Origin of the sequence: Pseudomonas urethralis (genome assembly GCF_021602465.1) — a bacterium.
GTDB lineage: Bacteria > Pseudomonadota > Gammaproteobacteria > Pseudomonadales > Pseudomonadaceae > Aquipseudomonas > Aquipseudomonas vlassakiae.
Genome location: NZ_BQIJ01000002.1, coordinates 507,918 through 533,784, shown reverse-complemented (window position 1 = coordinate 533,784; position 25,867 = coordinate 507,918). Strand labels below are relative to the sequence as shown.

General features: G+C 65.6%; 27 protein-coding genes. 14 read left to right on the top strand and 13 right to left on the bottom strand.

What is annotated here, in order from left to right; translation table 11 throughout:
• Window positions 1–65: 65 nt before the first annotated feature.
• Window positions 66–809 carry a sulfite exporter TauE/SafE family protein gene (locus tag L6D64_RS05310; protein WP_176508906.1) on the bottom strand — a complete coding sequence of 248 codons (744 nt, stop codon included), beginning with the start codon at window positions 807–809 and terminating at the stop codon, window positions 66–68.
• A 131-nt stretch (window positions 810–940) separates the two neighbouring features.
• On the opposite strand from L6D64_RS05310, the gene L6D64_RS05305 reads away from it, so the two are divergent.
• Window positions 941–1,564, top strand: a complete 624-nt coding sequence (locus tag L6D64_RS05305) for a glutathione S-transferase family protein (protein WP_176508907.1) — start codon at window positions 941–943, stop codon at window positions 1,562–1,564.
• A 23-nt stretch (window positions 1,565–1,587) separates the two neighbouring features.
• Here L6D64_RS05305 and L6D64_RS05300 read toward each other — a convergent pair whose 3' ends face one another.
• The 5 genes from L6D64_RS05300 to L6D64_RS05280 all read right to left on the bottom strand — a co-directional run bounded on the left by L6D64_RS05300 (window position 1,588) and on the right by L6D64_RS05280 (window position 7,167).
• The gene (locus L6D64_RS05300; protein ID WP_176508908.1) at window positions 1,588–3,975 is read right to left on the bottom strand and encodes a TonB-dependent receptor; all 2,388 of its coding nucleotides are present in this window, start codon (window positions 3,973–3,975) and stop codon (window positions 1,588–1,590) included.
• A gap of 65 nt (window positions 3,976–4,040) precedes the next feature.
• The gene (locus L6D64_RS05295; protein ID WP_176508909.1) at window positions 4,041–4,985 is read right to left on the bottom strand and encodes a FecR domain-containing protein; all 945 of its coding nucleotides are present in this window, start codon (window positions 4,983–4,985) and stop codon (window positions 4,041–4,043) included.
• Window positions 4,985–5,494: a sigma-70 family RNA polymerase sigma factor gene (locus tag L6D64_RS05290; RefSeq protein WP_176508910.1), complete on the bottom strand. Its 510-nt coding sequence runs from the start codon at window positions 5,492–5,494 to the stop codon at window positions 4,985–4,987. Before L6D64_RS05290 ends, L6D64_RS05295 begins: the two co-directional genes overlap by 1 nt.
• Window positions 5,495–5,572: 78 nt before the next feature.
• Window positions 5,573–5,935 carry a DUF6508 domain-containing protein gene (locus L6D64_RS05285; RefSeq protein WP_176508911.1) on the bottom strand — a complete coding sequence of 121 codons (363 nt, stop codon included), beginning with the start codon at window positions 5,933–5,935 and terminating at the stop codon, window positions 5,573–5,575.
• Between the two features lie 65 nt (window positions 5,936–6,000).
• A complete protein-coding gene (locus L6D64_RS05280) occupies window positions 6,001–7,167 on the bottom strand; it encodes an MFS transporter (RefSeq protein ID WP_176508912.1) in 1,167 nt (388 codons plus the stop codon).
• Window positions 7,168–7,261: 94 nt separating this feature from the next.
• Here L6D64_RS05280 and L6D64_RS05275 point away from each other — a divergent pair, with 94 nt between their 5' ends.
• A complete protein-coding gene (locus L6D64_RS05275) occupies window positions 7,262–8,173 on the top strand; it encodes a LysR family transcriptional regulator (RefSeq protein WP_054887096.1) in 912 nt (303 codons plus the stop codon).
• 30 nt (window positions 8,174–8,203) lie between these two features.
• Here L6D64_RS05275 and L6D64_RS05270 read toward each other — a convergent pair whose 3' ends face one another.
• From L6D64_RS05270 to L6D64_RS05250, 5 genes are all read right to left on the bottom strand, one after another.
• Window positions 8,204–9,256: a DUF1615 domain-containing protein gene (locus L6D64_RS05270; RefSeq protein ID WP_176508913.1), complete on the bottom strand. Its 1,053-nt coding sequence runs from the start codon at window positions 9,254–9,256 to the stop codon at window positions 8,204–8,206.
• Between the two features lie 26 nt (window positions 9,257–9,282).
• A complete protein-coding gene (locus L6D64_RS05265; RefSeq protein ID WP_176508914.1) occupies window positions 9,283–9,834 on the bottom strand; it encodes a hydrolase in 552 nt (183 codons plus the stop codon).
• A gap of 57 nt (window positions 9,835–9,891) precedes the next feature.
• Window positions 9,892–10,611, bottom strand: a complete 720-nt coding sequence (locus tag L6D64_RS05260; protein WP_176508915.1) for a thioesterase II family protein — start codon at window positions 10,609–10,611, stop codon at window positions 9,892–9,894.
• Window positions 10,608–10,829 (bottom strand): MbtH family protein, encoded by a 222-nt coding sequence (locus L6D64_RS05255; protein WP_176508916.1) that lies wholly within the window; start codon window positions 10,827–10,829, stop codon window positions 10,608–10,610. Before L6D64_RS05255 ends, L6D64_RS05260 begins: the two co-directional genes overlap by 4 nt.
• A gap of 88 nt (window positions 10,830–10,917) precedes the next feature.
• Entirely contained in the window at window positions 10,918–11,319 is a 402-nt protein-coding gene (locus L6D64_RS05250; RefSeq protein WP_176508917.1) for a hypothetical protein, read from the bottom strand.
• 223 nt (window positions 11,320–11,542) lie between these two features.
• Here L6D64_RS05250 and purU point away from each other — a divergent pair, with 223 nt between their 5' ends.
• Genes purU through L6D64_RS05220 form a run of 6 tightly spaced genes read left to right on the top strand, consistent with a single transcriptional unit; the run spans window position 11,543 to window position 18,356 of the window.
• Complete coding sequence (purU, locus tag L6D64_RS05245; RefSeq protein ID WP_176508918.1) at window positions 11,543–12,409, top strand: formyltetrahydrofolate deformylase; 867 nt, start codon at window positions 11,543–11,545, stop codon at window positions 12,407–12,409.
• A complete protein-coding gene (folD, locus tag L6D64_RS05240) occupies window positions 12,406–13,317 on the top strand; it encodes a bifunctional methylenetetrahydrofolate dehydrogenase/methenyltetrahydrofolate cyclohydrolase FolD (protein ID WP_176508919.1) in 912 nt (303 codons plus the stop codon). Before purU ends, folD begins: the two co-directional genes overlap by 4 nt.
• Entirely contained in the window at window positions 13,299–14,540 is a 1,242-nt protein-coding gene (locus L6D64_RS05235; protein ID WP_176508920.1) for an FAD-dependent oxidoreductase, read from the top strand. Before folD ends, L6D64_RS05235 begins: the two co-directional genes overlap by 19 nt.
• 13 nt (window positions 14,541–14,553) lie before the next feature.
• Window positions 14,554–14,859: a sarcosine oxidase subunit delta gene (locus L6D64_RS05230; RefSeq protein WP_176508921.1), complete on the top strand. Its 306-nt coding sequence runs from the start codon at window positions 14,554–14,556 to the stop codon at window positions 14,857–14,859.
• Entirely contained in the window at window positions 14,856–17,759 is a 2,904-nt protein-coding gene (locus tag L6D64_RS05225) for a 2Fe-2S iron-sulfur cluster-binding protein (protein ID WP_176508922.1), read from the top strand. The genes L6D64_RS05230 and L6D64_RS05225 overlap by 4 nt, the downstream gene beginning before the upstream one ends.
• A gap of 3 nt (window positions 17,760–17,762) precedes the next feature.
• A complete protein-coding gene (locus L6D64_RS05220) occupies window positions 17,763–18,356 on the top strand; it encodes an aminomethyltransferase family protein (RefSeq protein ID WP_176508923.1) in 594 nt (197 codons plus the stop codon).
• A 40-nt stretch (window positions 18,357–18,396) separates the two neighbouring features.
• Here L6D64_RS05220 and L6D64_RS05215 read toward each other — a convergent pair whose 3' ends face one another.
• A complete protein-coding gene (locus L6D64_RS05215) occupies window positions 18,397–19,281 on the bottom strand; it encodes a LysR family transcriptional regulator (RefSeq protein ID WP_176508924.1) in 885 nt (294 codons plus the stop codon).
• Window positions 19,282–19,427: 146 nt separating this feature from the next.
• On the opposite strand from L6D64_RS05215, the gene L6D64_RS05210 reads away from it, so the two are divergent.
• Window positions 19,428–20,447 carry an alpha/beta hydrolase gene (locus tag L6D64_RS05210; protein WP_176508925.1) on the top strand — a complete coding sequence of 340 codons (1,020 nt, stop codon included), beginning with the start codon at window positions 19,428–19,430 and terminating at the stop codon, window positions 20,445–20,447.
• Between the two features lie 55 nt (window positions 20,448–20,502).
• Window positions 20,503–21,225, top strand: a complete 723-nt coding sequence (locus tag L6D64_RS05205; RefSeq protein ID WP_176508926.1) for a pirin family protein — start codon at window positions 20,503–20,505, stop codon at window positions 21,223–21,225.
• A gap of 53 nt (window positions 21,226–21,278) precedes the next feature.
• Here L6D64_RS05205 and L6D64_RS05200 read toward each other — a convergent pair whose 3' ends face one another.
• On the bottom strand, window positions 21,279–21,572 hold the full coding sequence (locus L6D64_RS05200; protein ID WP_176508927.1) for a DUF1330 domain-containing protein: 294 nt from the start codon (window positions 21,570–21,572) through the stop codon (window positions 21,279–21,281).
• 78 nt (window positions 21,573–21,650) lie between these two features.
• Between L6D64_RS05200 and ribBA the strand changes: the two genes are divergently transcribed.
• From ribBA to L6D64_RS05180, 4 genes are all read left to right on the top strand, one after another.
• Entirely contained in the window at window positions 21,651–22,772 is a 1,122-nt protein-coding gene (gene ribBA / locus L6D64_RS05195; RefSeq protein ID WP_176508928.1) for a bifunctional 3,4-dihydroxy-2-butanone-4-phosphate synthase/GTP cyclohydrolase II, read from the top strand.
• A gap of 326 nt (window positions 22,773–23,098) precedes the next feature.
• The gene (locus L6D64_RS05190) at window positions 23,099–24,124 is read left to right on the top strand and encodes a polyamine ABC transporter substrate-binding protein (RefSeq protein WP_176508929.1); all 1,026 of its coding nucleotides are present in this window, start codon (window positions 23,099–23,101) and stop codon (window positions 24,122–24,124) included.
• Window positions 24,121–25,038, top strand: coding sequence for an ABC transporter permease (locus L6D64_RS05185; RefSeq protein ID WP_176508930.1), 918 nt, complete (start codon window positions 24,121–24,123; stop codon window positions 25,036–25,038). Before L6D64_RS05190 ends, L6D64_RS05185 begins: the two co-directional genes overlap by 4 nt.
• A 6-nt stretch (window positions 25,039–25,044) precedes the next feature.
• Window positions 25,045–25,854, top strand: a complete 810-nt coding sequence (locus L6D64_RS05180) for an ABC transporter permease (RefSeq protein ID WP_027919924.1) — start codon at window positions 25,045–25,047, stop codon at window positions 25,852–25,854.
• The last annotated feature ends 13 nt before the right edge of the window (window positions 25,855–25,867 follow it).

The window sequence follows — 25,867 nt, the reverse complement described above, 5'->3', positions numbered from 1 at the left end:
CTGTTACGGCACGGAAGATCGAAGCGGCGCAAAGGGTGCCAAGTTCAGTGCCAACAGGCAAGCACTCAACGGCTCAACAACTGCGGCAGCGATGCCATGAGCATGGCTACTCCCGAGGCGGTCAACAACCCCAGCACCACCCGGCGAAACGCCAGTTCGCTGATCCCCAGGTACACCCGCGTGCCCAGCAGCGCCGGCAGCGCCATGGCCAGCAGCACCACAGCGAACGCGGGCAGCATGTCGCGGGTCACCACGCCGGTGCCCAGGTAGGTGAGCATGGTCACCAGCAGCATCGACAGGTTGAAGTTCTGGATCACCGCACGCTGGGTATCACGCTCGAAGCCGCGCAAGGTACACCACAGTGTAGGCACTGTGCCGGTAAAGCCACCGATTCCGCCGAGCGCCCCGCCCACCAGGCCCACCGCACCATCGGCCAGGCGGTTGCCCGGCAGCCGTGGCAGGCGCGGCGCCAGCAGCATCAGCGGGCACCACAGCACCAGCAAGGTGCCGAACACCGCCTTGAACCAGAGCATGTCCAGGTACGGCAATACCCACACCCCCAGCGGGATGCCGGCCAGGCCGCCAAGCACGAACGGCCACAACAGCGCCCAGCTGAAGCCGCGTCGCACGCTGAACACGGCAATCAGCTGGCCGGTGAGGCTGCCGAACACGGTCAGCGACGCCGCCAGCCGTGGTTCCAGGCCCCAGGCCCAGAACGACATCGCGACCATGCCGAAGGCAAAGCCGGAAAGGCCCTGGACGAAACCGGCGACGATGGCACCGAGGGCGATGAGGTAGAAGGCATCCATGGGCGATTCAAGCCTGACGTGATCGGCGTTCCACCTTGCCAGAGCCGCAGGTGAATGTCTGCTTCAGATCCAGCTTGACCCAAACAATGCGGTCGTTGACGATCAGCACTCCCCCCATCAAGGACGAAGCTATGTTACGGATACTGGGCAGGGCCTCATCGATCAACGTGCGCAAGGTGCTGTGGGCCTGCGCCGAATTCAGCATCCCCTTCACCCGTGAAGACTGGGGCAACGGCTTCCGGCCCACCGATGCGCCCGAATTCCTCACGCTCAACCCCAACGCCATGGTCCCGGTGATCCAGGACGGCGGTTTCACGCTGTGGGAATCCAACAGCATCATCCGCTACCTGGCCAACCGCTATGGCGATGCGGCCTGCTACCCAAGCGAAGCACAGGCACGGGCGCGCATCGACCAGTGGATCGACTGGCAGGCCTCGGACCTGAACCGGGCGTGGAGCTACCCGTTCATGTCGCGGGTGCGCCACTCGCCTGCGCATCAGGATACCCAGGCGCTGGCGGCCGGTTGCGCAGAGTGGGCGCGCTACATGGGCATCCTCGATCGGCAACTGGCTGCGACCGGCGCGTTCGTCGCTGGCGAGCACTTCACCCTGGCCGACATCCCCATCGGCCTGTCGGTGCAGCGCTGGTTCGCCACACCGATCGATCATCCCCAGCTGCCCGCCGTGAGTGACTATTACGAACGCCTGAGCCAGCGGCCTGGCTACCTTGCCCATGGGCGCAACGGCCTGCCTTGAGCAGGTGACTGCTGCCCACGCGTTCAGAAACCGAGGGTGGCAGAGAGCAGGTAGGTGCGCGGCGTGGACAGCGTCAGCCCCGGCTCACTGTCATCCGACGCCCCCGCCGAAGCCCAGTAACGCTCATCCATCACGTTCTCGACACTGGCGCGCAAGGTGACCTCGGTGGCGTCGACCTTGAAGGCATAGCGCGCGCCCAGGTCGAAGCGCTCCCAGCCGTCGATCTGCTTGCTGTTGTTCTGGTCCAGGTACTGCGAGCTGGAATGAATGCCCCGCGCCGTCAGCGTCAACCCGTTCGCCCCAGGCACGTCCCATTCCGCGCCGAGGTTGACGTTGTACGCCGGCATGGCCGGGGCACGGTTGCCGTCGAACGCGCCGTTCACGGTACCGGTCAGTTCGCTGTCGATGTACATCACCCCGCCCAGTACCCGCACGCCGTCGAGCGGTTCACCGAACACGCTGAGCTCGATACCGCGGTTATCGCGTGTGCCGTTGCGGCCGAACACGCGTGATGTGGCGTTGGTCTCGTAGGCCGGCTGGCGAATGCGGAAGGCGCTGGCAGTGAAGGCGACTCGGCCCAGGTCGTACTTGGCGCCGACCTCGACCTGGCGGCTGATGAATGGCGGGAAGATCTGGTCTTCGTTGACCGAAGTCGACGGGGCGATCTTGCCCTGGCTCAGGCCTTCCATGTAGTTGGCGTAGAGCGACAGCTGGTCGGTGACCTTGAGCAGCACGCCGCCCGAAGGCGAGACTTTTTCTTCGTCGTAGGCCGTGTCGCCCTTCACGCCATCGCTCCAGTCGTCCACCTGCACCCGCTGCCAGCGGGCACCCAGGGTCAGTAACAGGCGTTCGTCGAAGAAGCCGAGGGTGTCGGCCAGGGCAACGCCAGAGAAACGGTTTTCGGTGTACGCCTCAGGGTCGATGCGCGTGGGTGTGCCCGGCGTGGGGGTGGCGACCGGGTTGTACAGGTTGCTCGGTGCCGAGGCATAGCGCGCGCCGCCGTTGGTGAAATCCATGTAGAAGTAGCTGGCAGCCAGGTTGAGTTCATGACTGACCGGGCCAGTGTGGAACCAGCTGCGCAACCCGGCCATGGCCGTGCGCACCGACTCGTCGCGGGTGAAATCGCGCGGTTGCACAGTGAAGTCACCGGCATCGTTGACGATCGACACGTTGTGGCGGAGAAAGTCATGGTTGCTCTTGCGTGCGCCGACCGCAGCATAGGCCATGAGAGAATCACTGAGATCGTACTCGGCATTCAGCGCGCCGAAGGTGTCGTGGGTGCGCGCCTTGCTCCAGGCCTGGGCATAGTTATGGTGCACGTCGCTGGCGTCCGGCACCTTGGCGTTGGCGCCGACCAGCACGCGTTCCTGCGGCGCGTCGGTGTCGCGCTCGGTGTGGCCCAGGTCGGCCGACAGGCGCAGGCGCTCGCCACGAAAGTCCAGGCCCAGCACGGCCATTTCGCGGTCGACGCTCTGGTGCTCCCACTCGGTATCGCCGGCCTGCTTCACGCCGTTGAAACGCACGCCGAACTGCTCGCCTTCACCGAAGCGGCGGCCGACGTCCACCGCGCCGCCGGCCTGGCTGCCGGAGGCGTAGCTGCCGGTGAGCTCGGTGAGCGGCTGGTCACCAGCGCGCTTGGGCACCACGTTGATGGCGCCACCCACGCTGCCCCGCGGTGAGATGCCATTGATCAGCTGGCTCGGGCCCTTGAGGATGTCGACGCGGTCGGCCATTTCCATGTCGATCGAATAAGTCGGCAGGATGCCATACAGGCCGTTGTAGGACACATCGCTGTTGAACAGGCTGAAGCCGCGAATGGTGAACTGCTCGAAACGCCCGCCTGCCGGGTTGGTGGCGCGCACCGACGGGTCGCTGGCCACCAGGTCGCCAAGGGTCCGGGCCTGCTGGTTTTTTACCAGCTCGTGGGTGTAGGTGGTCATGCTGAACGGCGTGTCCATGAAGTCACGCGCACCGAGCAGGCCCTGCGAGCCCTTGCGCGCCACTTGGCCGCCGGCATACGGCTGGGCATCGCCGGGCGAGGCCTGGCCGCCGACAATGGTGGTCGGGGCGATCTCCAGGGCATCAGCACCTTGCGGGGCCGGCACCAGGGTGAAGGCGCCCTCGCCTGCCGGCTGCAATTGCAGGCCGCTGCCGCGCAGCAGTTGCACAAAGCCTTCGTCGACACTGTAGCTGCCAGCCAGCCCGTCGCTCTGACGGCCACTGACCAGCGCCGGGTCCACCGACAGGCTGACACCGGCCTGGTCGGCGAAGCGGGTCAGCGCCGCGCCCAGGCTGCCGGCGGGCACCTGGTAGCTGCGGCGGGCTTGCTCGTCGGCCCAGGCAGGCACGTACAGCAACAGGCTCATGGCGAACCCCAGCGGGATGAGGCGGTATGGCGTAACAGCTGGCATTGAAACAGGCTCCCTTTGCGTTCTCTTATCGGTAATGACCGACGAGGGAAAAAAAGGGGACAGCCTCAGGCACGATTTTCTCGGGGGACCAGCGTCACCCAGTAACGGGTGCGCGCATGCACCTCCAGCGGCAGGCTAGCGGCGAGCAGCGCCAGCACTCGGTCGGTGTCGTCGAGGCGAAAGGTGCCGGTGACCCGCAGGCGTTCAAGCTCCGCTGCCCAACGCAGCAGGCCTGGACGGTACCTGCGCAGCTCGTGCAGCAGGTCGCCCAGCGGGCGGTCGTCCAGGCGCAGCACGCCGTCGCGCCAGCCCAACAGCAGATCATCCACGGCCATGACCGGGCCTGGCCCGCTGGCACGCAAGCTGGCCTGCTGGCCGGCCTGCAGCACCACGGAATTGCCGCGCAGCGGCTGCAGGGTCGCCAAGCCTTTTACCACCGACACCCGGCAAGCCTGATCGAAAAGCCGCACGCAGACCTCGCCTCCCCTGACCTGGACCTGGCCAACCGGCACCTGCACTACCCGGTCGACCGCATCGGCGACCGCGACCGCGACCTCGCCCCGCAGCAGTTTCACGCGCCGGGCCGCGAGATCGACATCGACGGCGCTGTCGGTGTTCAGCTGCAAGGTCGTTCCGTCGTTCAATACCCGCTGCCTGCGTTCGCCGACCGCGGTATGCAGGTCGGCGGTCCAGGCATCCAGCGGCAACTGCCGGCTCAGCAGCCAGGCCGTCGGTAGCAGCGCGGCAACGCCCAGGGCCTGCTTGAGCAAGGCACGGCGGCCAGCGTCCGGCCGATCGAGCGTTGCCATGGCCAACTCGCCGGGCAGTTGCGAGAAGCGCTGGCGCAGTCGCTGGGCCTGCTGCCAGGCGTTCTCGTGCAGGCTGTCGCTGGCCCGCCATTGCGCCAGGCGCTGGAGGTCGCGCTGGCTGGCCTGGCCGGACTCCAGCAGCGCCAGCCAGCGGGCGGCAGCACGCACCACTTCGCGGGCGTTGGTGGCAGGCGCGGCCATTACAGTTCTGCCAGCAGGCAATGCTCGTAGGCCTGCGCCATGTAGCGTTTTACCGTGCGTTCAGAGACACCGAGGCGTTCGGCGATTGCGCAGTAGCCCAGGCCTTCCACCTGGCTCCAGAGGAAGGCCTTGCGCACCGGGGCCTTGAGGCCGTCGAGCAGCTCATCCAGTGCATGCAGGGTTTCCAGCAGGATCCAGCGGTGCTCCGGCGACGGCAGGCTCTGCTCGGGCAGTTGCGCCAAGGCGTCGAGGTAGGCCTGTTCCAGGCTGCGGCGATGGTGGAAGTTGCTTAGCAGGCGCTTGCCCACCGTCAGCAGGTAAGCACGCGGCTGGCGAATGTCCGCCAGCGGCTGGGCGCTGGTGAGCACCCGCAGGAAGGTGTCCTGGCTGAGGTCGGCGGCATCCCAGGCGTTGCCCAGGCGCCGCCGCAGCCAGGCTTCCAGCCAGCCGCGGTGGTCGCGGTAGAGGGCAGGCAGGCTGGGCTCCGGAGGCGGAGCGAGATCGGTCATGGGGTCGGCTCTGGCAAGGCTTGAATGCGACCGATTCTAATTTGCACCAGCGTATCAAGCCAAGCTATTTATGTGCCTTCAGGCAAACGCGGCCAAACGCGAGAGGATGCGCTGCACGTGGCCCCGTTCGATCATGGCCGCCCAATGGCCGTCACAGAAACGTTCACCGCGCACGCAGTAGGTCAGCAGGCTCTGCAGTTGGGGCAAGGTGGCTTGGGCGATGGTGTCGGGGGCGCTGAGCAGGTGGTCGGCGGCGGGCCGGTAATTGACGTCGGTCCAGCAGTCCCTGCCGGCCTCCTTGTAAAAGGCACTGACCACTGCTTCATAGTCGGGCCAACGGCTGCCTTCCTTGAGGGTGTAGGTCTTGATCGCTGCGCCATTGGGGTAGAGCCGGGATTGGTAGGACAGCAAAGCTTCGACGTCGGCTTGGGTGGGATGCATGGTGATTTCCTTATCGGCACCCGGCAAGTCTACACAAACGGGGCTGCTTTGCAGCCCACTGTCCGTTACGCCGCCTGCTGCACCGGCACTACCGGCCGCGTCCGCCAGGCGATGGTCAGCAGCAGCCCCAGCAGCGCCATCCCTGCCCCGGCAAACGACACCGCCGAGTACCCCAAGCCGGCGTTGATCACCGCGCCACCCAGCGCCGCACCTATCGCGTTGCCCAGGTTGAACGCGCCAATGTTCACCGCCGAAGCCAGGTTGGGCGCGTCCTTGGCGGCATCCATCACGCGCATCTGCAGCGGCGGCACCAGGGCGAAACTGGCAATGCCCCAGACCAGGATCGCCAGCGCCGTCGGCAGCGACCAGCCAAGCATCGCCGGGAACACCAGCAGCACGGCAATCAACACCAGCAACGACACGATCAAGGTGCGCTCGACCGAGCGATCCGCGGCCTTGCCGCCCCACACGTTGCCCAGGGTCAGGCCAATGCCGAACAGCACCAGCATGGCGGTGATGAAGGTCGTGGAAGCCTGCGCCTGGCTGTGAAGGATCGGTGCAATGTAGGTGAACACGGTGAACATCGCACTGGAGCCGACCACGGTCAGGGTCAGCGCCGCCAGCACCGGCCCACGCCCCAGCACACGGATTTCGGCCATCACACCCGCGCTCTTGGGCAGCGGCACACTGGGCAGTGCGAACCACAGCGAAGCCATCGCCACCAGGCCCAGGCCGGCAATGCCCCAGAACGCCGTGCGCCAGCCGAGCAACTCACCGAACCAGGTGGCCAGCGGCACACCGCCGATGGTGGCAAGGGTGAGGCCCATGAACATGGCGGCCACCGCCCCTGCCCGCTTCTCGGGCGGCACCACGCTGGCCGCCACCACCGAGCCGACGCCAAAGAAGGCGCCGTGGTTGAGCGAGGTCACCACCCGTGCAATGAGCAGGCTCTGGTAATCGGTGGCCAGGGCCGACAGCAGGTTGCCCAGGGTAAAGATGGCCATCAGCCCGATCAGCAGGTAGCGCCGCGGCACTCTGCCGGTGGCCAGGGTCATCAACGGGGCACCGATCAGCACGCCTAACGCGTAGGCACTGACCAGCAGGCCTGCCGCCGGGATCGACACGCCGAGGTCGCTGGCAATGCCGGGCAGCATGCCCATGGGGGCGAACTCGGTGACACCGATGCCGAAGGCACCGATGGCGAGCGCCACGAGAGGGGGATTGATACGCATACAAGGCTCCTTATCTATGACGGGAATGCTACGATCAGACTTTTGAATGCACTAGACCGGTTTTCCGGTAACCACCTTTGCGCTGGAGGCACAGATGGACTTCAACGGGCGATCCGGGGAGATGGAGGTTTTTGCCAAGGTGGTGGATGCCGGCAGCCTGTCTGCCGCGGCCCGCGAGCTGGGCCTGACACCCTCGGCGGTGAGCCGCATCATCGCCCGCGCCGAGCAGCGCCTGGGTACCCGCCTGCTGCTGCGCACCACCCGGGCCATCACCCTCACCACCGAGGGCGAGGCTTACCTGCGCGGGGCGCGGCGCATCCTGGCCGACCTGCTGGAAGTCGAAGAGGCGATCACCGATCAGGGCGTGCCGCGCGGGCGCTTGCGGGTCAGCGCCGCGCTGGGGCACGGGCGGCAGACGGTGGTGCCGTTGCTGACGGCGTTCAGCGCGTTGTATCCGCAGGTGCTGGTGGACCTGACGCTGAGCGATGAAATCGCCGATATCCATGGCGGTCAGGCCGACGTGGCGCTGCGCTTCGGCCAACTGCCAGACAGCTCGCTCAGTGCACGCTGCATCGGTCATACCGGCCAGGTGGTGGTCGCTTCGCCCGACTACCTGTCACGCTGTGGCGCGCCGCAGGTGCCTGAGGACCTGGCGCAGCACAACTGCCTGCGCTTCAACTTCCGGCGTGCTGCACCGGATTGGCCGTTTCGCCGGGCGGGGGAGGATTTTTCACTGAAAGTGACGGGGAATATCGAGTGCAGCAGTGGCGAGGCGTTGGCGCAACTGGCCAGGCTGGGGGCGGGCATTGCCCGGATCGGGACCTTTACCGTAGCCGATGAACTGAAAAACGGTCAACTGGTGGCGCTACTGGAAGACTACAACCCAGGCGACCGCGAACCGCTGCATGCGGTGTTCGTCGGCGGGCCGGCAATGCCGGCACGGGTGCGGGTATTCGTGGATTTTCTGGTGGAGCATCACCAGGGCTGGCCGTTGCTGTCGGCCTGAACAGGCTGCGTGCCGGGCCTTGGCCATGCGCTATCGATTCATGCACCGCTCATAACGCTCATCCACCCGCCCGGCAAACCAGGCGGTCGTCAGCTTACGGGTTATCTTCGGGCTCTTCAGCTCGATCCCCGGCAGCACGGCCCGCGGCAGCGGCTTGCCGGCGGCCGCATCGGCCAGGGCAAACACCCCGCTGTACAGCTTGCTGTCCTCGAACGCCAGGCTGTCACCGAGCTCCAGCTGGTTGCGGATCTGCGTGTTGCGCAGCCCCAGCTTTACCCCGAGCTTGCGCGCCGCCTGCTCAGTGCTGCCGGGCATGATCGACCCGGGGGCGACCAGGTCGCCATCCAGCGCCAGGGCTGCCCCCGTGACCTTGCTCAAGGCAGCCTGGAACGCGGCATTGCGGCTGGCGTACCACCCTGCGTTGAAATCGGCGAAGCGGTACAGCTGGCGCTCGTAATGCACCGGATAGCCGAGCAGATGGGCAATACCGAAGTACATGCCGCCACGGCGGCTGAAGACTTCCTGGCGAATGGTGCCGTCATAGGTGTAGGGATAATCCTTGGCGTGCTTCTCGGCGAAATCGATGCTGACCTGCATCGGCCCGCCGGTGTGCACGGGGTTCAAGCCGTCCAGCAAAGTCTTGCCCAACGGCAAGCGAGCGATGAACTCGTCGTACAGCGCGCTCAGCTGCTTCTCGCTGCGCACTGCCAGCAGGCGCTGCTGATAGCTCTGGCCATTGCCTGAAGGCGTCTTCAGTGCAGCATCGACCAGCAGCTTTGGAATGTGCAGGCGCGCCGCACGGCGGTCGATTTCTTCTCGGGCGATGCGCCCGAGGCCGGGCACCTGCGGGTCAGCATTGAAGGTCGACTCCTGCTCGGTCACCGCCAGCACCGCGCACAGGTTGCGCTTGCTCGGCGCAATGCGCTGGGCCTCGAACGCCACCTGGATATCACTGGCCCAGCCTTCGCGGTCCTTGGCCTGGGCCGGCAGCAGGCGCATCAGCTGGGCACGCACCTTGGCCGGGTCGGCCTCCGGCTCTTCCTCGCGCCGCCCGGCGCACCCCTGCAACAGCGCCAGGGCCATCAGCCCGGCCGCCAACAGACGGCCGTTCAGGGCTGTTCACCGACCAGGTAGGTCTTGCTGATGTGGCGGAACTGCGGGTGGCTGGCGCTGCCCATGAGCTCGAACAGCACCATCTCCCCGGTCACCACCTGCGCCCCGGCCTGGCGCATGCGCGCAAGGCCTGCGGCCTTGTTGGCCGGGGTACGGCTGTCGCAGGCATCCTCGACCACCAGCACCTGCTTGCCCAGCGCCAGCAGGCCAAGCACGGTCTGCAGCACGCAGACGTGGGTTTCCATGCCGCAGACGATCACTTGCTCACGGGCCATCAGGCCGGCCGGCAAGCATTGGGCGGCCACGCAGGAGAAATGGGTCTTTTCCACCACCTCTGCCGCCGGGGCCACCGCGATCAGTTCCGACAAGGTATGACCCAGGCCTTTGGGGTACTGCTCGGACATCACGATCGGCAGTTCCAGGTCATGGCAGGCCGAGAGCAACCAGCGCGCTCGGGCGCGAGTGCCTCGAGGGTCGCTCATGGCGCCGATGAGCTTTTCCTGGATGTCGACCACCAGCAACGTGGCCTTGTGATGTTCGATCAGCATTGTCCGCCTCTTGCCTGGAAAAAGGCCTAGCCTCCCCCAGGCAGGCGGCGCCGTCAATCAGGCAGAAAGCCGATACGCCTCAAGGGCCTGTGTCAGCGCGGCGAGCACCCGGTCCTCGTGCTCGTGGATGAAGAAGTGGCCGCCGGGGAACATCTGCAGCGAAAAGGCACCGAGGGTTTCCCTGCGCCAGGCCTGCAGTTGCTCTGCGCTGGCCCGGTCCGCTTCGCCACCGAGCACGTGCAGCGGGCACTGCAAGGCAGGCCGCTGACGGTAGAGATATCGACCGCAGAGCAGGAAGTCGGCGCGCAGGGTGGGCAAGGTCAGGCTCATCAGCTCGGCATTGGCCAGCACCTCCTCCGGCGTGCCATTGAGTTCGCGCAGTTCGGACTTGAGCTGGTCATCGGTCTTGGGGTCGCGCCAGTTGTGCCCATCGTAATCCTCGCGCCGGGTGGGCGCCGCCGTGCCGCAAGCGAACAGCGCCAGCGGAGCTGGGCAGCCCAATGCGCGCAGTTCGTGGGCCAGTTCGAAGGCCAGCAGTGCGCCAAGGCTATGGCCGAGCAACGCATAAGGTGCGTTGACGGCCAGGCGTTGCTCACTGGCCAACTGCCGGGCCAGCGTCTGCATGTCGGTCTGCAGCGGCTCGCCCATGCGCGCACCCCGCCCAGGCAGTTCGACCGGGCGCACCTGCAGCCAGGCCGGCAGCTTGCGCCGCCAGCGGCTGTAGACCATGGCACTGGCCCCGGAATAGGGCAGGCACAGCAGGTTGAGCGGGGTCACTGGGCGGCAGCTGCGGCCATCTGCTGGCGCAGGCTCAAGGGCCGCATGTCGGTCCAGACTTCATCGATGTAGGCCAGGCAGTCCTTCTTCAGGCCGCTCTTGCCCACGGCGCGCCAGCCTTCGGGAATGACCTTGTAGTCCGGCCAGATGGAGTATTGCTCTTTGTGGTTGACCACTACCTGGAACTGGATATCGTCGCGGTCGAATACGGAAGTCATTGCCTGTCTCCTTGAGTGATGAATACCGCTGCACACCTGGCGCAGGGAGGTTCTCAGGTAGACGTAGGACACTTCGGAAAAATTAGCCTCAGGCGTCTCTGAGCAAGTCATGCGCATCGAGCAGGCGGAACGCCACCTGCGGGTTGCGCTCCAGGCCCCGGCGGATCGCGGCCGGGATCGACTGGCGGGTCTTGCGGCACAGGCCGGGCTGCTCGTCGAGTTCGATGACGATGCCGCGCATGGTGCGCACTTCGTTGAAACCGGGGCTGATGTGCACGCGGATGCCAAGGTTTTCGTACAGCCGCTGCTGCAGGCGCTGCAGGTCCTCCAGGTCCTTGAGGTTTTCCAGGCGTTCGAGCAGGCGCTTTTCTTCCTGGCGGGTGAGCAGGAGGATGCGCTGGGCCGCTGACGGATGCTCGGCCAAGTGTTCGCGGCCGCAGTCACAGGCGCCAGGGGGGCACGGTTGGCGAAGTGGAAGTGGGGTGCTCATGAAGCAAGCATAGCCTTACCGGGCAGCCGGAAGTAAACGCCAGGCACCAACTTTCCTGACAGGATAAAAAATTTCACAAACCGCTGGACCGCACCCCCTCGCTTCGCCTATAAATCGCCCAAGGGAAATTTATATTCCCATGAAGAAACATTCCTTCGCTCGCCGCGAAGCGCCTTTTGCCCTTGTGCCGACCTGCCCCACCCGATCACGAGGCCTACCCGACATGCCCCCCGCTCCCGATCACTTCATCCTGCGCGTCAGCTGCCCGGCCGTGTCCGGCATCGTCGCTGCGGTGACCACCTACCTGGCCGAGCATGGTTGCTACATCAGCGAGATGGCGCAGTTCGACGACGAGGACAATGGCCGCTTCTTCATGCGCGCCGTGTTCCGCTACAACACCGGTGTCAGCGGTGACACGCCACAACTGGAAGCAGGTTTCGCCGATGTCGCCCAGCGTTTCGACATGGACTGGAGCCTGCACAGCAGCGCCCGACCACTGCGCGTATTGCTGATGGTGAGCAGGTTCGACCACTGCCTGGCCGACCTGCTCTACCGCCACGCCAAGGGCGAACTGGACATGCACATCACCGCCGTGGTCTCCAACCACCTCGACTTGCGGCCAATGGCCGAGCGCCAGGGCATCCGCTTCGTCTACCTGCCGCTGAGCAAGGACACCAAGGCCGAGCAGGAAGCCGCATTGATGCGCATCGTCGAGGACACCGGCACCGAACTGGTGGTGCTGGCGCGCTACATGCAGATCCTCTCCGACGACCTGTGCCGCCAGCTGTCGGGCCGGGCGATCAATATCCACCACTCGTTCCTGCCCGGTTTCAAGGGCGCCAAGCCTTATCACCAGGCCTACCAGCGCGGCGTCAAGCTGATCGGCGCCACCGCCCACTACGTCACCAGCGACCTCGACGAGGGCCCGATCATCGAACAGGAAGTGCAGCGCGTGGACCACGCCTATAGCCCCGACGACCTGGTGGCGATCGGCCGCGACACCGAGACCATCGCCCTGTCCCGCGCAGTCAAATACCACCTTGAGCACCGGGTGTTCCTCAACCACGACCGCACGGTGATCTTCAAATGAGCGCCATCCCCAGCATCAAGCTGATCGACGGCAAGGCCACCGCAGCGCGGGTGCTGGCCGAGGTTCGCGAGCAGGTGCAGACCTTGCGCCAGGGCGGTGTGCAACCAGGCCTGGCAGTGGTCCTGGTCGGGGCCGACGCGGCCAGCCAGGTGTATGTACGCAACAAGGTGCTACGCGCCGAGGAAGTGGGCATTCGTTCGCAGGAACACCGGCTGCCGGCCGACACCACCCAGGCGCAACTGCTGACCCTGATCGACCGGCTCAACCGTGACAGCGGGGTGAACGGCATCCTCGTGCAGCTGCCGTTGCCAGGACACATCGACGAACAACGCATCCTCCAGGCGATCGACCCACTGAAGGACGTCGATGGTTTTCACAGTGAAAATGTCGGCGGCCTGGCCCAGGGGCGCGATGTGCTCACGCCCTGCACTCCCAGCGGCTGCATGCGCCTGCTGCGCGATGCCTGCGGCGAGCTGCGCGGCAAGCATGCCGTGGTGATCGGCCGCTCGAACATCGTCGGCAAACCGATGGCCGCGCTGCTGCTGCAGGCCGACTGCACGGTGACCGTGGTGCACTCACGCAGTCGCGGTCTGCCGGCACTGTGCCGCCAGGCCGACATCGTCGTCGCGGCGGTCGGCAAGCCACGCCTGGTCGGCGCCGAGTGGCTCAAGCCCGGTGCGGTGGTGATCGATGTCGGCATCAACCGCATCGAAGAAGGCGGCCATAGCCGCCTGGTCGGCGATGTCGACTTCGCGGCCGCCCTGCCCCAGGTTGCCGCCATCACCCCGGTGCCCGGCGGCGTCGGCCCGATGACCATCGCCTACCTGATGAAAAACACCCTGCTCGCCCTCGACCTGCAGCAACAGGCCGCCCTCCAGGAGCGCACCCCATGCCTTTCGCCCTGCTGAAATACGGCCTGAGCGCCGACTACCCGGTGGAGGTCGACCTGCCGCCACCGTGCGAACTCAAGCCGCGCTACGACGTGGTGATCATCGGCGGCGGCGGCCACGGCCTGGCCATCGCCTATCACCTGGCCAGGTACCACGGCGTGACCAACGTTGCCGTGCTGGAAAAGGCCTACCTGGGCGGCGGCAACACCGCACGCAACACCGCGGTGATCCGCTCCAACTACCTCACCAGCGAGGGCGTGCGCTTCTACGCCGAATCCGTGCGGATGTTCCAGAACCTGTCCAACGAGTTCGACTTCAACATCATGTACTCCGAGCGTGGCCAGCTGACCCTGGCGCACACCGACGCCACTGTGCGCGCGTTCCGCCAGCGCGCCGAGGTCAACAGGCACTTCGGCGGGCGCACCGAAATGATCGACCGCCAGCAGATCCGCGAGCTGGTGCCGAGCCTGAACCTCGACCCCGGTCACCTGCCGGTGCTCGCCGGCCTCTGGCACATCGACGGCGCCACCGCGCGGCACGACGCGGTGGCCTGGGGCTACGCCAGGCAGGCCGCCAAGCGCGGCGTGGAAATCCATCAGCTGACCGAAGTGCAGGACCTGCTGATCCGCAATGGCCGCATCGAAGCGGTCAAGACCAACCGCGGTACCGTGCAGTGCGGCTGCGTGGTGCAGGCGGTGGCCGGCGCCAGTTCGTTGCTGATGGCCAAGGCCGGCATCCGTGCGCCGATCCACACCTACCCGCTGCAGGCCATGGTCACCCAGCCATTCAAGCCATTCCTCGACCCGCTGGTGAGTTCGTCGGCATTGCATTGCTACGTGCAGCAGACCAGCCGAGGCGAGATCGTCTTCGGCGGCGGCTCCGACCCGTACCCGCTGTACAACACCCGCTCCACCCTCGACCTCAAGGAAAGCCTGCTGGCCCACGCCATCGAGATGTTCCCGTTCATGGCCAACGCCAAGCTGATGCGCCAGTGGGCCGGCATGACCGACATGACCCCGGACTACAGCCCGATCATGGGCCTGTCGCCAGTCGACAACTATTACCTCGACGCTGGCTGGGGCACCTGGGGCTTCAAGGCCACGCCGATCTGCGGCAAGACCATTGCCGAACTCGTGGCCAGCGGCGGCAAGGTACCTGAATTGATCGCCCCGTTCGCCCTGGAACGCTTCAGCCGCTTCCGGCAAGTCAACGAAATGGGCGCCACCGCGGCCAGCCACTAAGGAGCACACGACGATGAAGATCATGACCTGCCCCTTGAACGGCCCGCGCAACATCAGCGAGTTCACCTATGGCGGCGAATTCAGGCAGATGCCCGATCCGGCCACCTGCACTGACGGCGAGTGGGCCGACTACGTGTTCAACAGCGACAACCTGGCCGGCGTGGTCACCGAGTGGTGGCTGCACAACGCCTCGAGCTACTGGTTCCTGGCCGAGCGCCACACTGTCACCGACCAGGTGCTGCGCACCTTCGACCCCAAGGAAGTGTTCGACCGCCGCGTCGACTTCAGCCACACCGCCAGCCCGGAGATTGCCGGATGAACAGCCATACTCGCCTCCCTGCGCCGATGGGCCTGCTGATCGACCGCGAGCAGCCCTTGTGTTTCGAATTCGATGGCCAGGCGTGCCCGGGCTTTGCCGGCGACACCCTCGCCAGTGCACTGCTCGGCAACGGCCGCTGGCTGCTGTCGCGCTCGTTCAAATATCACCGCCCGCGTGGCCCGCTGAGTATGGCCGGGCAGGACGCCAACACCCTGGTGCAGCTCCCCGAAGAGCCCAATGCGCTGGCCGACATGGAGGCTGCCCGTGACGGCCTGGTGGTCACCGGGCAGAACTTCAACGGCAGCCTGGAACACGACCGCGACGCCTACCTGGGCAAGTTCTCGCGCTTCATGCCGGTGGGTTTCTACTACCGCGCGTTCTACAAGCCCAAGGGCATGTGGCAGCGGTGGGAACCGCTGATTCGCAAGAAGGCCGGCCTCGGCGTACTCGACCTCGGTTTCAAGCCGCAGTACTACGACAAGGCCTACCTGTTCGTGGACCTGGCCGTGATCGGTGCCGGCCCGGCCGGTTTGCGCGCCGCGCTGGATGCCGCCAATGCCGGAGCCAAGGTGCTGCTGATCGAGCAACAGCCGGTACTCGGCGGCTCGCTGACCTACGCCCGCTTCGACATCGCCGGCACCCGCGCCGCCAGCCTGCGCCAGGAACTGCTGGCTGCCGTCGCAGGCCAGCCGAACATCCAGGTGCTGTGCGAGGCCACCTGCAACGGTTGGTTCACCGACAACTACCTGCCGGTGATCCAGCACAAGCGGCTGTACAAGGTGCGCGCCAGCCGCTGCCTGGTGGCGGCCGGGTCGTTCGATCAGCCGGTGGTGTTCCGCAACAACGACCTGCCTGGGGTGATGCTGACCAGCGCCGCGCAGCGGCTGATGAAGCTGTATGCCGTCAAGCCGGGGCAACGTGCAGTGGTGCTCACCGGCCACGATGACGGCTACCTGGCCGCGCTGGACCTGCACGAGCAAGGCGTGGCCGTCGCCGCCCTGGTCGACATGCGCGCCGCGCCTGCCGATGTCGCGCTGGCCAGCGAGCTGGAGCGTCGCGACATTCCCCTGCACCTCGGCAGCACCGTCTACGAGGCCTTGCACGAAGCGGGCATGCGCCATGTCACGGGCGCAGAAATCCGCCCGATCACCGGCCAGGGCAAGGTTGGCGATCACGGCCTGCGCGTGGCCTGCGACCTGCTGTGCATGTCTGCCGGCTACATGCCGGTGTATCAGTTGCTGTGCCAGGCCGGTGGCAAGCTGGCCTATGACGTGAACCGCGACGAGTTCGCCATCAGCAGCCTTCCCGCTGGCCTGGACATCGCAGGTTCGGTGAACGGCCGCCACCGCCTGGACAACGTGCTCACCGACGCCAGCCGCGGCGCCGCCGACGCCCTCGCGGCACTCGGGCTGCCAGCCCTCACGCCACCGCCGTACGTGGCCGAGGCCAAGGTCAACTTCCCCTGGCCGATCTTCCCGCACCCCAAGGGCAAGGACTTCGTCGACTTCGACGAGGACCTGCAGGTGCGCGATATCGTCAATGCCACCCGCAGCGGTTACCGCGACGTACAGCTGGTCAAGCGCTTCTCCACGGTCGGCATGGGCCCGTCCCAGGGCCGTCACTCGGCATTGCCCACCGCCCGCCTGGTGGCCCAGGCCACCGGCCGCAGCATCAGCGAAACCGGCGTGACCACTGCCCGCCCACCCTTCCAGGCCGAGAAACTTGCGCATGTGGCCGGCCGTGCGTTCGACCCGTACCGGCAGACGCCGATGCACCGCCGACACCTGCAAGCGGGCGCGCAGATGATGCCCGCTGGCAGCTGGCAGCGCCCGGCCTTCTACGGCAAGCCGGAACACCGCGAGCGCTGCGTGCAGGAAGAAGCCCGCCATGTGCGCGAGAAGGTCGGCCTGATCGACGTTTCCACCCTCGGCGGCCTGGATGTGCGCGGCCCCGATGCCGCCGAACTGCTGGAGCGCCTGTACACCTTCGGCTTTGCCAAGCTGGCCATCGGCCGCACCCGCTATGCGCTGATGACCAACGAGCACGGCGTGGTGATCGATGACGGCGTTTGCGCGCGCCTGGCCGAGCAACACTTCTACGTCACCGCCACCACCAGCGGCGTCGACCGCATCTACCAGCAGATGCTCAAGTGGAACGCGCAGTGGCGGCTGGACGTGGACATCGCCAACGTCACCGCCGCCCTGGCCGCGGTCAACCTGGCCGGGCCGCTGTCGCGCCAGGTGCTGGCCAAGGTCTGCAACGATGTCGAGCTGTCCGCCGAAGCCTTCCCTTATCTGGGGGTGCGCCTGGGCACGGTGGCCGGCATCCCGGCGCGCATCCTGCGAGTCGGCTTCGTCGGCGAGCTGGGTTATGAAGTGCATGTGCCGGCGCGCCATGCCGAGCGCCTGTGGGACTCGCTGATGCAGGCCGGGGCCGGGCTGGGTATCCGCCCGTTCGGGGTCGAGACCCAGCGCCTGCTGCGCCTGGAGAAAGGCCACGTGATCATCGGCCAGGACAGCGACGGCATGACCCATCCGGCTGAGCTCGACATGCAGTGGGCGATTGGCCGCAAGAAGCCGTTTTTCGTCGGCAAACGCTCGATCGAGATCCTCGAAGCACAGCCGCTCAAGCGCAAGCTGGTCGGTTTTACCCTGCCCAAGGGCAGCCCGCAGCCGCTGGAGGGCCACCTGGTGCTGGACGGCCCGGACATCAGCGGCAACGTCACCTCCTGCGAGTACTCGCAGACCCTCGGGCAGATCATCGGCCTGGCCTACGCCGGTGCCCATCAGGCGACGCCTGGCATGCACATCCCGATCCGCGTGGAAGGCGGCGTGATGGTCAGTGCCCAGGTGGTGCCACTGCCCTTCCATGATCCCGACAACCTGCGCCAGGAGCTCTGAACCATGACCAGCCTGAAAGCCGAAGCCTACCTCCCACGCAGCCTTCTGCACGCCTGTGCGTTGACCGACCTTACCGGACTGGCGCGGGTCGGGTTTCGCGGGGGTGACGCAGCTGACTACCTGCAAGCGCGTGGCTACCAGCTACCCTCGCTGCCCAACCAGGCCTTGCGCCAAAATGACGGCGGCTGGGTGGCGCGCCTGTCGGCCAGTGAGTACCTGCTACTGGGCAGCCTGGCCGACCAGGGCGCACGGGTTGCCAGCGAAGAACAGCGCTGGGTACAGGATGCCCGGCGCAACTACCTGCTGCCGCGTCAGGACAGCCATGCCTGGCTGCAGTTGTCGGGGGAGTATTGCAGTGCGGTGATGGCCAAGTTGTGCGGGGTCGATTTGCGGTTGCAGGCGTTTCCGGTCGGTGCCGTGGCGCAGACATCGGCGGCGCGGATCAATGTGATCGTGGTGAATGTCGGCAGTGATGGGTTGCCGGCCTTGCAACTGCTGTTCGATCGGGCATCGCTGGCGTACTTCCAGGAGGCAGTGCTGGATGCCATGGATGAGTTCCATGGCGGGTGGATCGGAGTGGATCAGCTGATGCGTTGACCTGTGGGAGCGGGTTTACCCGCGAAGAAGCCAGCGCGGTTCAGAGTTGAGTCAACCGCTCGCGCAGGAAGCTCACAAACCCCTGCACCGGTCGCGCTACCTGCCGGTGCTGGGGATACACTGCCGACAACTGCAACGCCGGCGGTACCCATTCATCCAGCACCGTCACCAGCCGCCCGTCCGCCAGCGCCTGCCCGACAATGAAGGTCGGCAGGTAGGTCACCCCCATCCCGGCAACCGCCGCTTCCCGCAGCAACTCGCCGTTGTTCGCCCGCATTCGCCCGGTGACCTGGATCGCCTGGGCCTTGCCACCCTGGCGGAACTGCCATTGCACCTGACGTGAATGGCCATAGGGCAGGCAGTCATGCGCGGCCAGCTGCTCAGGCCTGGTCGGCACACCCCGTGCGTCGAGGTAGGCCGGGCTCGCGCAATACACCCGTTCGACATCGGCAATACGCCGGGCAATCAGGCTGGAGTCCTCCAGCGCGCCGATACGCAGCGCCAGGTCATAACCCTCGCCGATCAGGTCCACCGCGCGATCACTGAGGTCCACCTCCACATCCACCTGCGGGTGCAACTGCAGAAACTCGGTCAGCAGGCAGCCCAGGTGGGCCATGGCGAACGACAGCGGCGCACTCAGGCGCAACGTGCCGCGCAGGGCCTGGGCCTGGCCGCTGATGTCGTGTTCCACCTGCTGCACCTCGCCCAGCAGGCGCAGTGCCGACTGGTAGTAGTGCTGGCCCAGCGGCGTAGCGTCCAGGCGGCGGGTGGAGCGGTTCAACAAGCGCACGCCGAGGCGCTCTTCGAGCTGCATCAGGCGGCGGCTGACCGATTGCTTGGACATGCCCAGGCGGTCGGCAGCGGCGGTGAAACTGCCGGCCTCCATGACCTGGGCAAAGATGCGCATGTCTTCGTAGGGGTTCATTGTCTCGCTCTTGGTGACAGTCAAACGCTTTATAGCGGCTTTTTCCCGCCAATGCACCTGCTTAATCTACACACAGGTCGCAGCGATGGCCCTGAAGGCCAGGCAAGACGCCCACTTCCAACACTTGAACAGAAAAGGATTCGCTCATGAACATTGTCCACAAAACCCTCACCGCCTCCCTCCTCGCCCTGTCCGTGTCCAGCGCTTTCGCTGCAGGCAGCCCAGGCGTCGAGCAGCACACCCAGGCCTTCCTCGAAGCGCTGGAGCAAGGCGGCGGCAAGCCGCTCGAACAGCTCAGCCCAAAAGACGCCCGCGCCATGCTGACCGGAGCCCAGGCGTCGGTGAAGGTCGACCTGTCCGGTATCGAGGTCAAGGAACGCACCATCCAGGCCAACGGCCAGTCGATCAAGCTGCAGGTGGTGCGCCCGGCCAATGTCAAAGGTGAGCTGCCGGTGTTCATGTTCTTCCACGGCGGCGGCTGGGTGCTCGGCGACTTCCCGACCCACCAGCGGCTGATCCGCGACCTGGTGGTGGGTTCCGGCGCAGTGGCCGTCTATGTGGACTACACCCCATCGCCAGAATCGCACTACCCGACGGCGATCAACCAGGCCTACGCCGCGACCCGGTGGGTGGCTGAACACGGCCAGGAAATCGGTGTCGACGGCAAACGCCTGGCCGTGGCCGGCAACAGCGTCGGCGGCAACATGGCCGCGGTGGTCGCCCTCAAGGCCAAGCAGGCCGGCACCCCGGCCCTGCGCTTCCAGCTGCTGCTGTGGCCGGTGACCGATGCCAGCTTCGAGACTGCTTCGTACCAGCAGTTTGCCGAAGGGCACTTCCTCACCACCGGGATGATGAAGTGGTTCTGGGACAACTACACCACCGATGCCAAGGCACGGGCAGAGATCTACGCCTCACCGCTGCGCGCCAGCAGCGAGCAACTCAAGGGCCTGCCGCCAGCGCTGGTGCAGACGGCCGAGTTCGATGTGCTGCGCGATGAGGGCGAGGCGTATGCACGCAAGCTGAATGCGGCAGGCGTGACGGTGACCTCGGTGCGCTACAACGGGATGATCCATGACTATGGGCTGCTCAACCCGTTGAGCCAGGTGCCGGCGGTGAAGGCCGCGATGCGTCAGGCCGCAAACGAACTGAACGTGCATTTGCAGTAACGCCAGCCAACCCTGTGGCAGGGCTCGCGTGCCCTGCCCTTACTGGAGATTCGTCATGCTTACCGTCCGTAACGCAGAAGACCGCGGCCTGGCCTTCCATGGCTGGCTGAAATCCTTCCACACCTTCTCCTTCGGCCATTACCGCAACCCCGAAGAGCAAGGTTTCTCTGACCTGCTGGTGATCAACGACGACCGTGTCATACCGGGCAAGGGCTTTGGCGAGCACCCGCACCGTGACATGGAAATCTTCTCCTACGTGCTCGAAGGTGCGCTGGAGCACAAGGACACTTTGGGCACCGGCTCGGTGATCCGCCCGGGTGATGTGCAGCTGATGAGCGCCGGTCATGGTGTGGCGCACAGCGAGTTCAACCACAGCCAGGCGCAGCCGGTGCACTTCCTGCAGATCTGGATCGTGCCCAATGTGAAAGGGGCGACGCCGCGCTATCAGCAACAGCACTTCGGTGCCGAGGAGAAACGCGGCAAGTTGCGCCTGATCATCTCGCCGGATGGTGCCGAGGGGTCGCTGCAGGTGCGGCAGAACGCGCGGGTGTATGCCGGGCTCTTCGATGGCGCAGAACGCGCGACGCTGAGCTTGCCGGAGAACCGCCATGCTTATGTGCATGTGGCTCGCGGCAGCATCGAGCTCAATGGCCAGGTGCTCAATGAAGGGGACGGCGTGCGGGTGCGCCAGGAACAGCTGCTGGAACTGGGTAATGGGGTGGATGCCGAGGTACTGGTGTTCGACCTGCGGCCGCATGAATTGCCTGGCTTGCCTTAAAGCAGGTCCGGCCTCTTCGCGGGTTCACCCGCGAAGAGGCCATCAGCAACTCCTCAAGGCTCGAACCCTTCGACAATGATCACCTCAGCCTTCGCCACACCCTGGCGATGGCTGCACGCCTCCTGGTATAGCGCCGACCGGTAGCACGCCAGCGCCTGCTCGTACGAATCGAACTCGATCACCACGCTACGCTGAGGAGTGGGCCGCCCCTCCATCGCCTCGCTGCGCCCGCCACGGGCCAGGAAGCGGCCGCCGTATGCCTTGAAGGCTGCGGGCGCGCGCTGGGTGTATTGCTGATACTGCTCGGGGTCGGTGACGTCGACGTGGGCGATCCAATAGGCCTTCATTCGCGGGTGCTCCTGTAGTCACGATATGTGTGTATGATGGTATACCATAAAATCACCCCATCCCAGTGAGCGTGCAACATGGCTTTCAACACCATCGAGGAACTTCTCGAAGATTACCGGCAAGGCAAGATGGTCCTGCTGGTGGACGACGAGGACCGGGAAAACGAAGGCGACCTGTTGATCGCCGCCGAGCGCTGTGACGCCCAGGCCATCAACTTCATGGCCCGCCAGGCGCGTGGCCTGATCTGCCTGACCTTGACCGACGATCACTGCCAGCGCCTGGGCCTGGAGCAGATGGTACCGGCCAATGGCAGCGTGTTCAGCACTGCCTTCACCGTGTCGATCGAAGCCGCCACCGGCGTCACCACCGGCATTTCCGCCGCCGACCGGGCGCGCACCGTGGCCGCTGCCATGGCACCCGATGCCCGCCCCGAAGACCTGGTGCAGCCAGGCCACATCTTCCCTCTGCGCGCCCGCGAAGGCGGCGTGCTGACCCGTGCCGGGCACACCGAAGCCGGTTGCGACCTGGCCCGCCTGGCCGGTTTCTCCCCGGCCTCGGTGATCGTCGAGGTGCTCAACGATGACGGCACCATGGCCCGCCGCCCGGACCTGGAAGTGTTCGCCGCGCAGCACGGCATCAAGATCGGCACCATTGCCGACCTGATCCACTACCGCCTGAGCACCGAACAGACCATCAAACGCATCGGCGAACGCGAACTGCCGACCGTGCACGGCACGTTCCGCCTGGTGACCTACGAAGACCGCATCGAAGGCGGCGTGCACATGGCCATGGTCATGGGCGATATCCGCCGTGAGCAACCGACCCTAGTCCGGGTGCACGTGATCGACCCGCTGCGCGACCTGGTCGGCGCCGAGTACGCCGGCCCCGCCAACTGGACCCTATGGGCGGCCTTGCAGAAGGTCGCCGAGGAAGGCGCCGGCGTGGTGGTGATCCTCGCCAACCACGAATCCTCTCAGGCCTTGCTCGAACGGGTGCCGCAGCTCACTCAGCCGGTGCGGCCGTATCAGCGGGGGCACTCCAAGGTGTACTCGGAAGTCGGTACGGGGGCGCAGATTCTGCAGGACCTGGGCGTGGGCAAGCTGCGCCACCTCGGCCCGCCGCTGAAATATGCCGGGTTGGCCGGGTATGAGCTGGAAGTGGTGCAGAGCATTCCGTTCGAGCCTGGGCTGCTGGGCTGAAACACTTGAACAAGTGATCTGGCAGGGCCCTGTTGGAGCGGGTTTACCCGCGAATGCGATGCTGAAGCAACTGAGGCATTCGCGAGTGAACCTGCTCCCACAGGCCCAGCGCTGCTTGCAAAGGACGGAGTGATGGCCGGTCGCCTCATACCTCTTGCCAAAAGTTTGGAATACCATAATATGATATCCCGTAGACCTTAAATCTGCAGGCCGGCACCTACAATCACAAACGGCCACAAGACACTTTGTTTTAGCTGCTCCCCGAATACTGTTGGCGGGCGCACCAGAAGCCCGCCTCGAATAACAAAAGCAACGAGGGCGTAACCATGCTGTTGAGCAAACGTGTAACCGCAGTGCTGTCCGCCAGCCTGCTGACCCTGGCATGTCAGGCCGCCCAGGCCGCTGACAGCCTGAACTTCGTCAGTTGGGGCGGTACCACCCAGGACGCCCAGAAAGAAGCATGGGCCATCCCCTTCAGCAAAAGCACCGACATCAAAGTCGTCCAGGACGGCCCGACCGACTACGGCAAGCTCAAGGCCATGGTCGAAAGCGGCAACGTGCAATGGGACGTGGTCGATGTCGAAGCCGACTTCGCCCTGCGGGCCGCCAGCGAAGGCCTGCTCGAACCGCTCGATTTCAATCAGATCAAACGCGACAAGATCGACCCGCGCTTCGTGTCCGACCATGGCGTCGGCTCGTTCTTCTTCTCCTTCGTGCTCGGCTACAACGAAGGCAAGCTCGGTGCCAACAAGCCGGTCGACTGGACCGCGCTGTTCGACACCAAGACCTACCCAGGCAAACGCGCACTGTACAAATGGCCGAGCCCCGGCGTACTGGAGCTGGCCCTGCTGGCCGACGGCGTAGCACCCAAGGACCTCTACCCGCTGGACCTGGACCGCGCCTTCAAGAAGCTCGACACCATCAAGAAGGACATCGTCTGGTGGGGCGGTGGTGCCCAGTCGCAACAGTTGCTGGCTTCCGGTGAAGCATCGCTTGGCCAGTTCTGGAACGGCCGCGTCTATGCCCTGCAGCAGGACGGTGCGCCGGTGGGCGTGAGCTGGAAGCAGAACCTGGTCATGGCCGACTTCCTGGTCATCCCGAAAGGCTCGAAGAACAAGGAGGCGGCGATGAAGTTCCTGGCCAATGCCAGCAGCGCCGAAGGCCAGGCTGCGTTCGCCAACAAGACCGCCTACGCGCCGGTGAACGTCGACAGCGTGGCCCAGCTCGACAAAGACCTCGCGCCTAACCTGCCCACCGCCTATGCCCAGGACCAGGTCACCCTGGACTTCGCCTACTGGGCGAAAAACGGCCAGGCCATCGCTGCCCGCTGGAATGAGTGGTTGGTCAAATGAAAGTCGCCATCAACGCCCTGCATGACGCCCACGGTGCCCCCACGGGCACCGGTGCCCCGGGAACGACGCCTCGCCGCGTGAGCCTGGGCCAGCGCTGGAAAGGCAGCCGCAACCTGCTGCCAGCCTTGCTGTTCCTTGGCCTGTTCTTCTTCGCCCCGCTGGTCGGCCTGTTGCTGCGCGGGGTGCTGGAGCCAACGCCGGGGCTGGGCAACTACGAGCAGCTGTTCGCCAACTCGGCCTATGCACGGGTGCTGTTCAACACGTTCTCGGTGGCCGGCGTGGTCACCCTGATCAGCGTGCTGCTGGGCTTCCCGCTGGCCTGGGCGATCACCCTGGTGCCCAAGGGCTGGGGCCGCTGGCTGCTGAACATCGTGCTGCTGTCGATGTGGACCAGCCTGCTGGCACGCACCTACTCGTGGCTGGTGCTGCTGCAGAGCTCGGGGGTGATCAACAAGGCGTTGATGGCCATGGGCATCATCGATACCCCGCTGGAGATGGTGCACAACCTCACGGGCGTGGTGATCGGCATGAGTTACATCATGATCCCGTTCATCGTGCTGCCGCTGCAGGCGACCATGCACGCCATCGACCCGATGGTGCTGCAGGCAGGCTCGATCTGCGGCGCAAGCCCCTGGACCAACTTCTGGAAGGTGTTCCTGCCGCTGTGCCGCTCGGGGTTGTTCTCCGGGGCGTTGATGGTGTTCGTGATGTCGCTCGGTTACTACGTCACCCCAGCCCTGCTCGGTGGCGCGCAGAACATGATGCTGCCGGAGTTCATCATCCAGCAGGTGCAGTCGTTCCTCAACTGGGGCCTGGCCAGCGCCGCCGCCGCATTGCTGGTGGTGATCACCCTGGTGCTCTTCTACCTGTACCTGAAGCTGCAGCCGGAGTCCCCGGTTGGCAACGCGAGGTAAACCGCCATGCTCCTGTCTCCCAATGCCATGGGCCGCCCGCTGCGTACGGGCCTGTACCTGACCACCGGGGTCATCGCGGCCTTCCTGCTGCTGCCGGTGGTGTTCATCGTGTTGCTGTCGTTCGGCTCGTCCCAGTGGCTGGTGTTCCCGCCACCGGGCTGGACGTTCAAGTGGTACGGCCAGTTCTTCTCCAACCCGGAGTGGATGGACGCCGCCCTGGCCAGCCTCAAGGTCGCCGTGCTGACCACCATCGCCGCGGTGTTGCTGGGCCTCCCCACCGCCTTCGCCCTGGTGCGTGGCCGCTTCCCGGGCCGTGAAATGCTCTACGGGCTGTTCACCATGCCGATGATCGTGCCGCTGGTGATCATCGCCGTGGCGGTGTACGCACTGTTCCTCAAGCTCGGCTACACCGGCACGCTGTTCGCCTTCGTGGTCAGCCATGTGATCGTCGCCCTGCCCTTCACCATCATTTCGATCATCAACTCGCTGAAGCTGTTCGACCAGTCGATCGAGGATGCCGCCGTGATCTGCGGCGCCTCGCGCCTGCAGGCGATCTTCAAGGTGACCTTCCCGGCGATTCGCCCGGGCATGATCGCCGGTGGCCTGTTCGCCTTCCTGGTGTCGTGGGACGAGGTGGTGCTGAGCGTGATGATGGCCAGCCCCGACCTGCAGACCCTGCCGGTGAAGATGTGGACCACCCTGCGCCAGGACCTGAGCCCGGTGATCGCCGTGGCCTCGACCCTGCTGATCGGCCTGTCGCTGCTTGTCATGTTCATTGCCGCCGCCTTGCGCCGGCGCACCGAAGTCAACGCCTGAGCGTGCGGAGAAA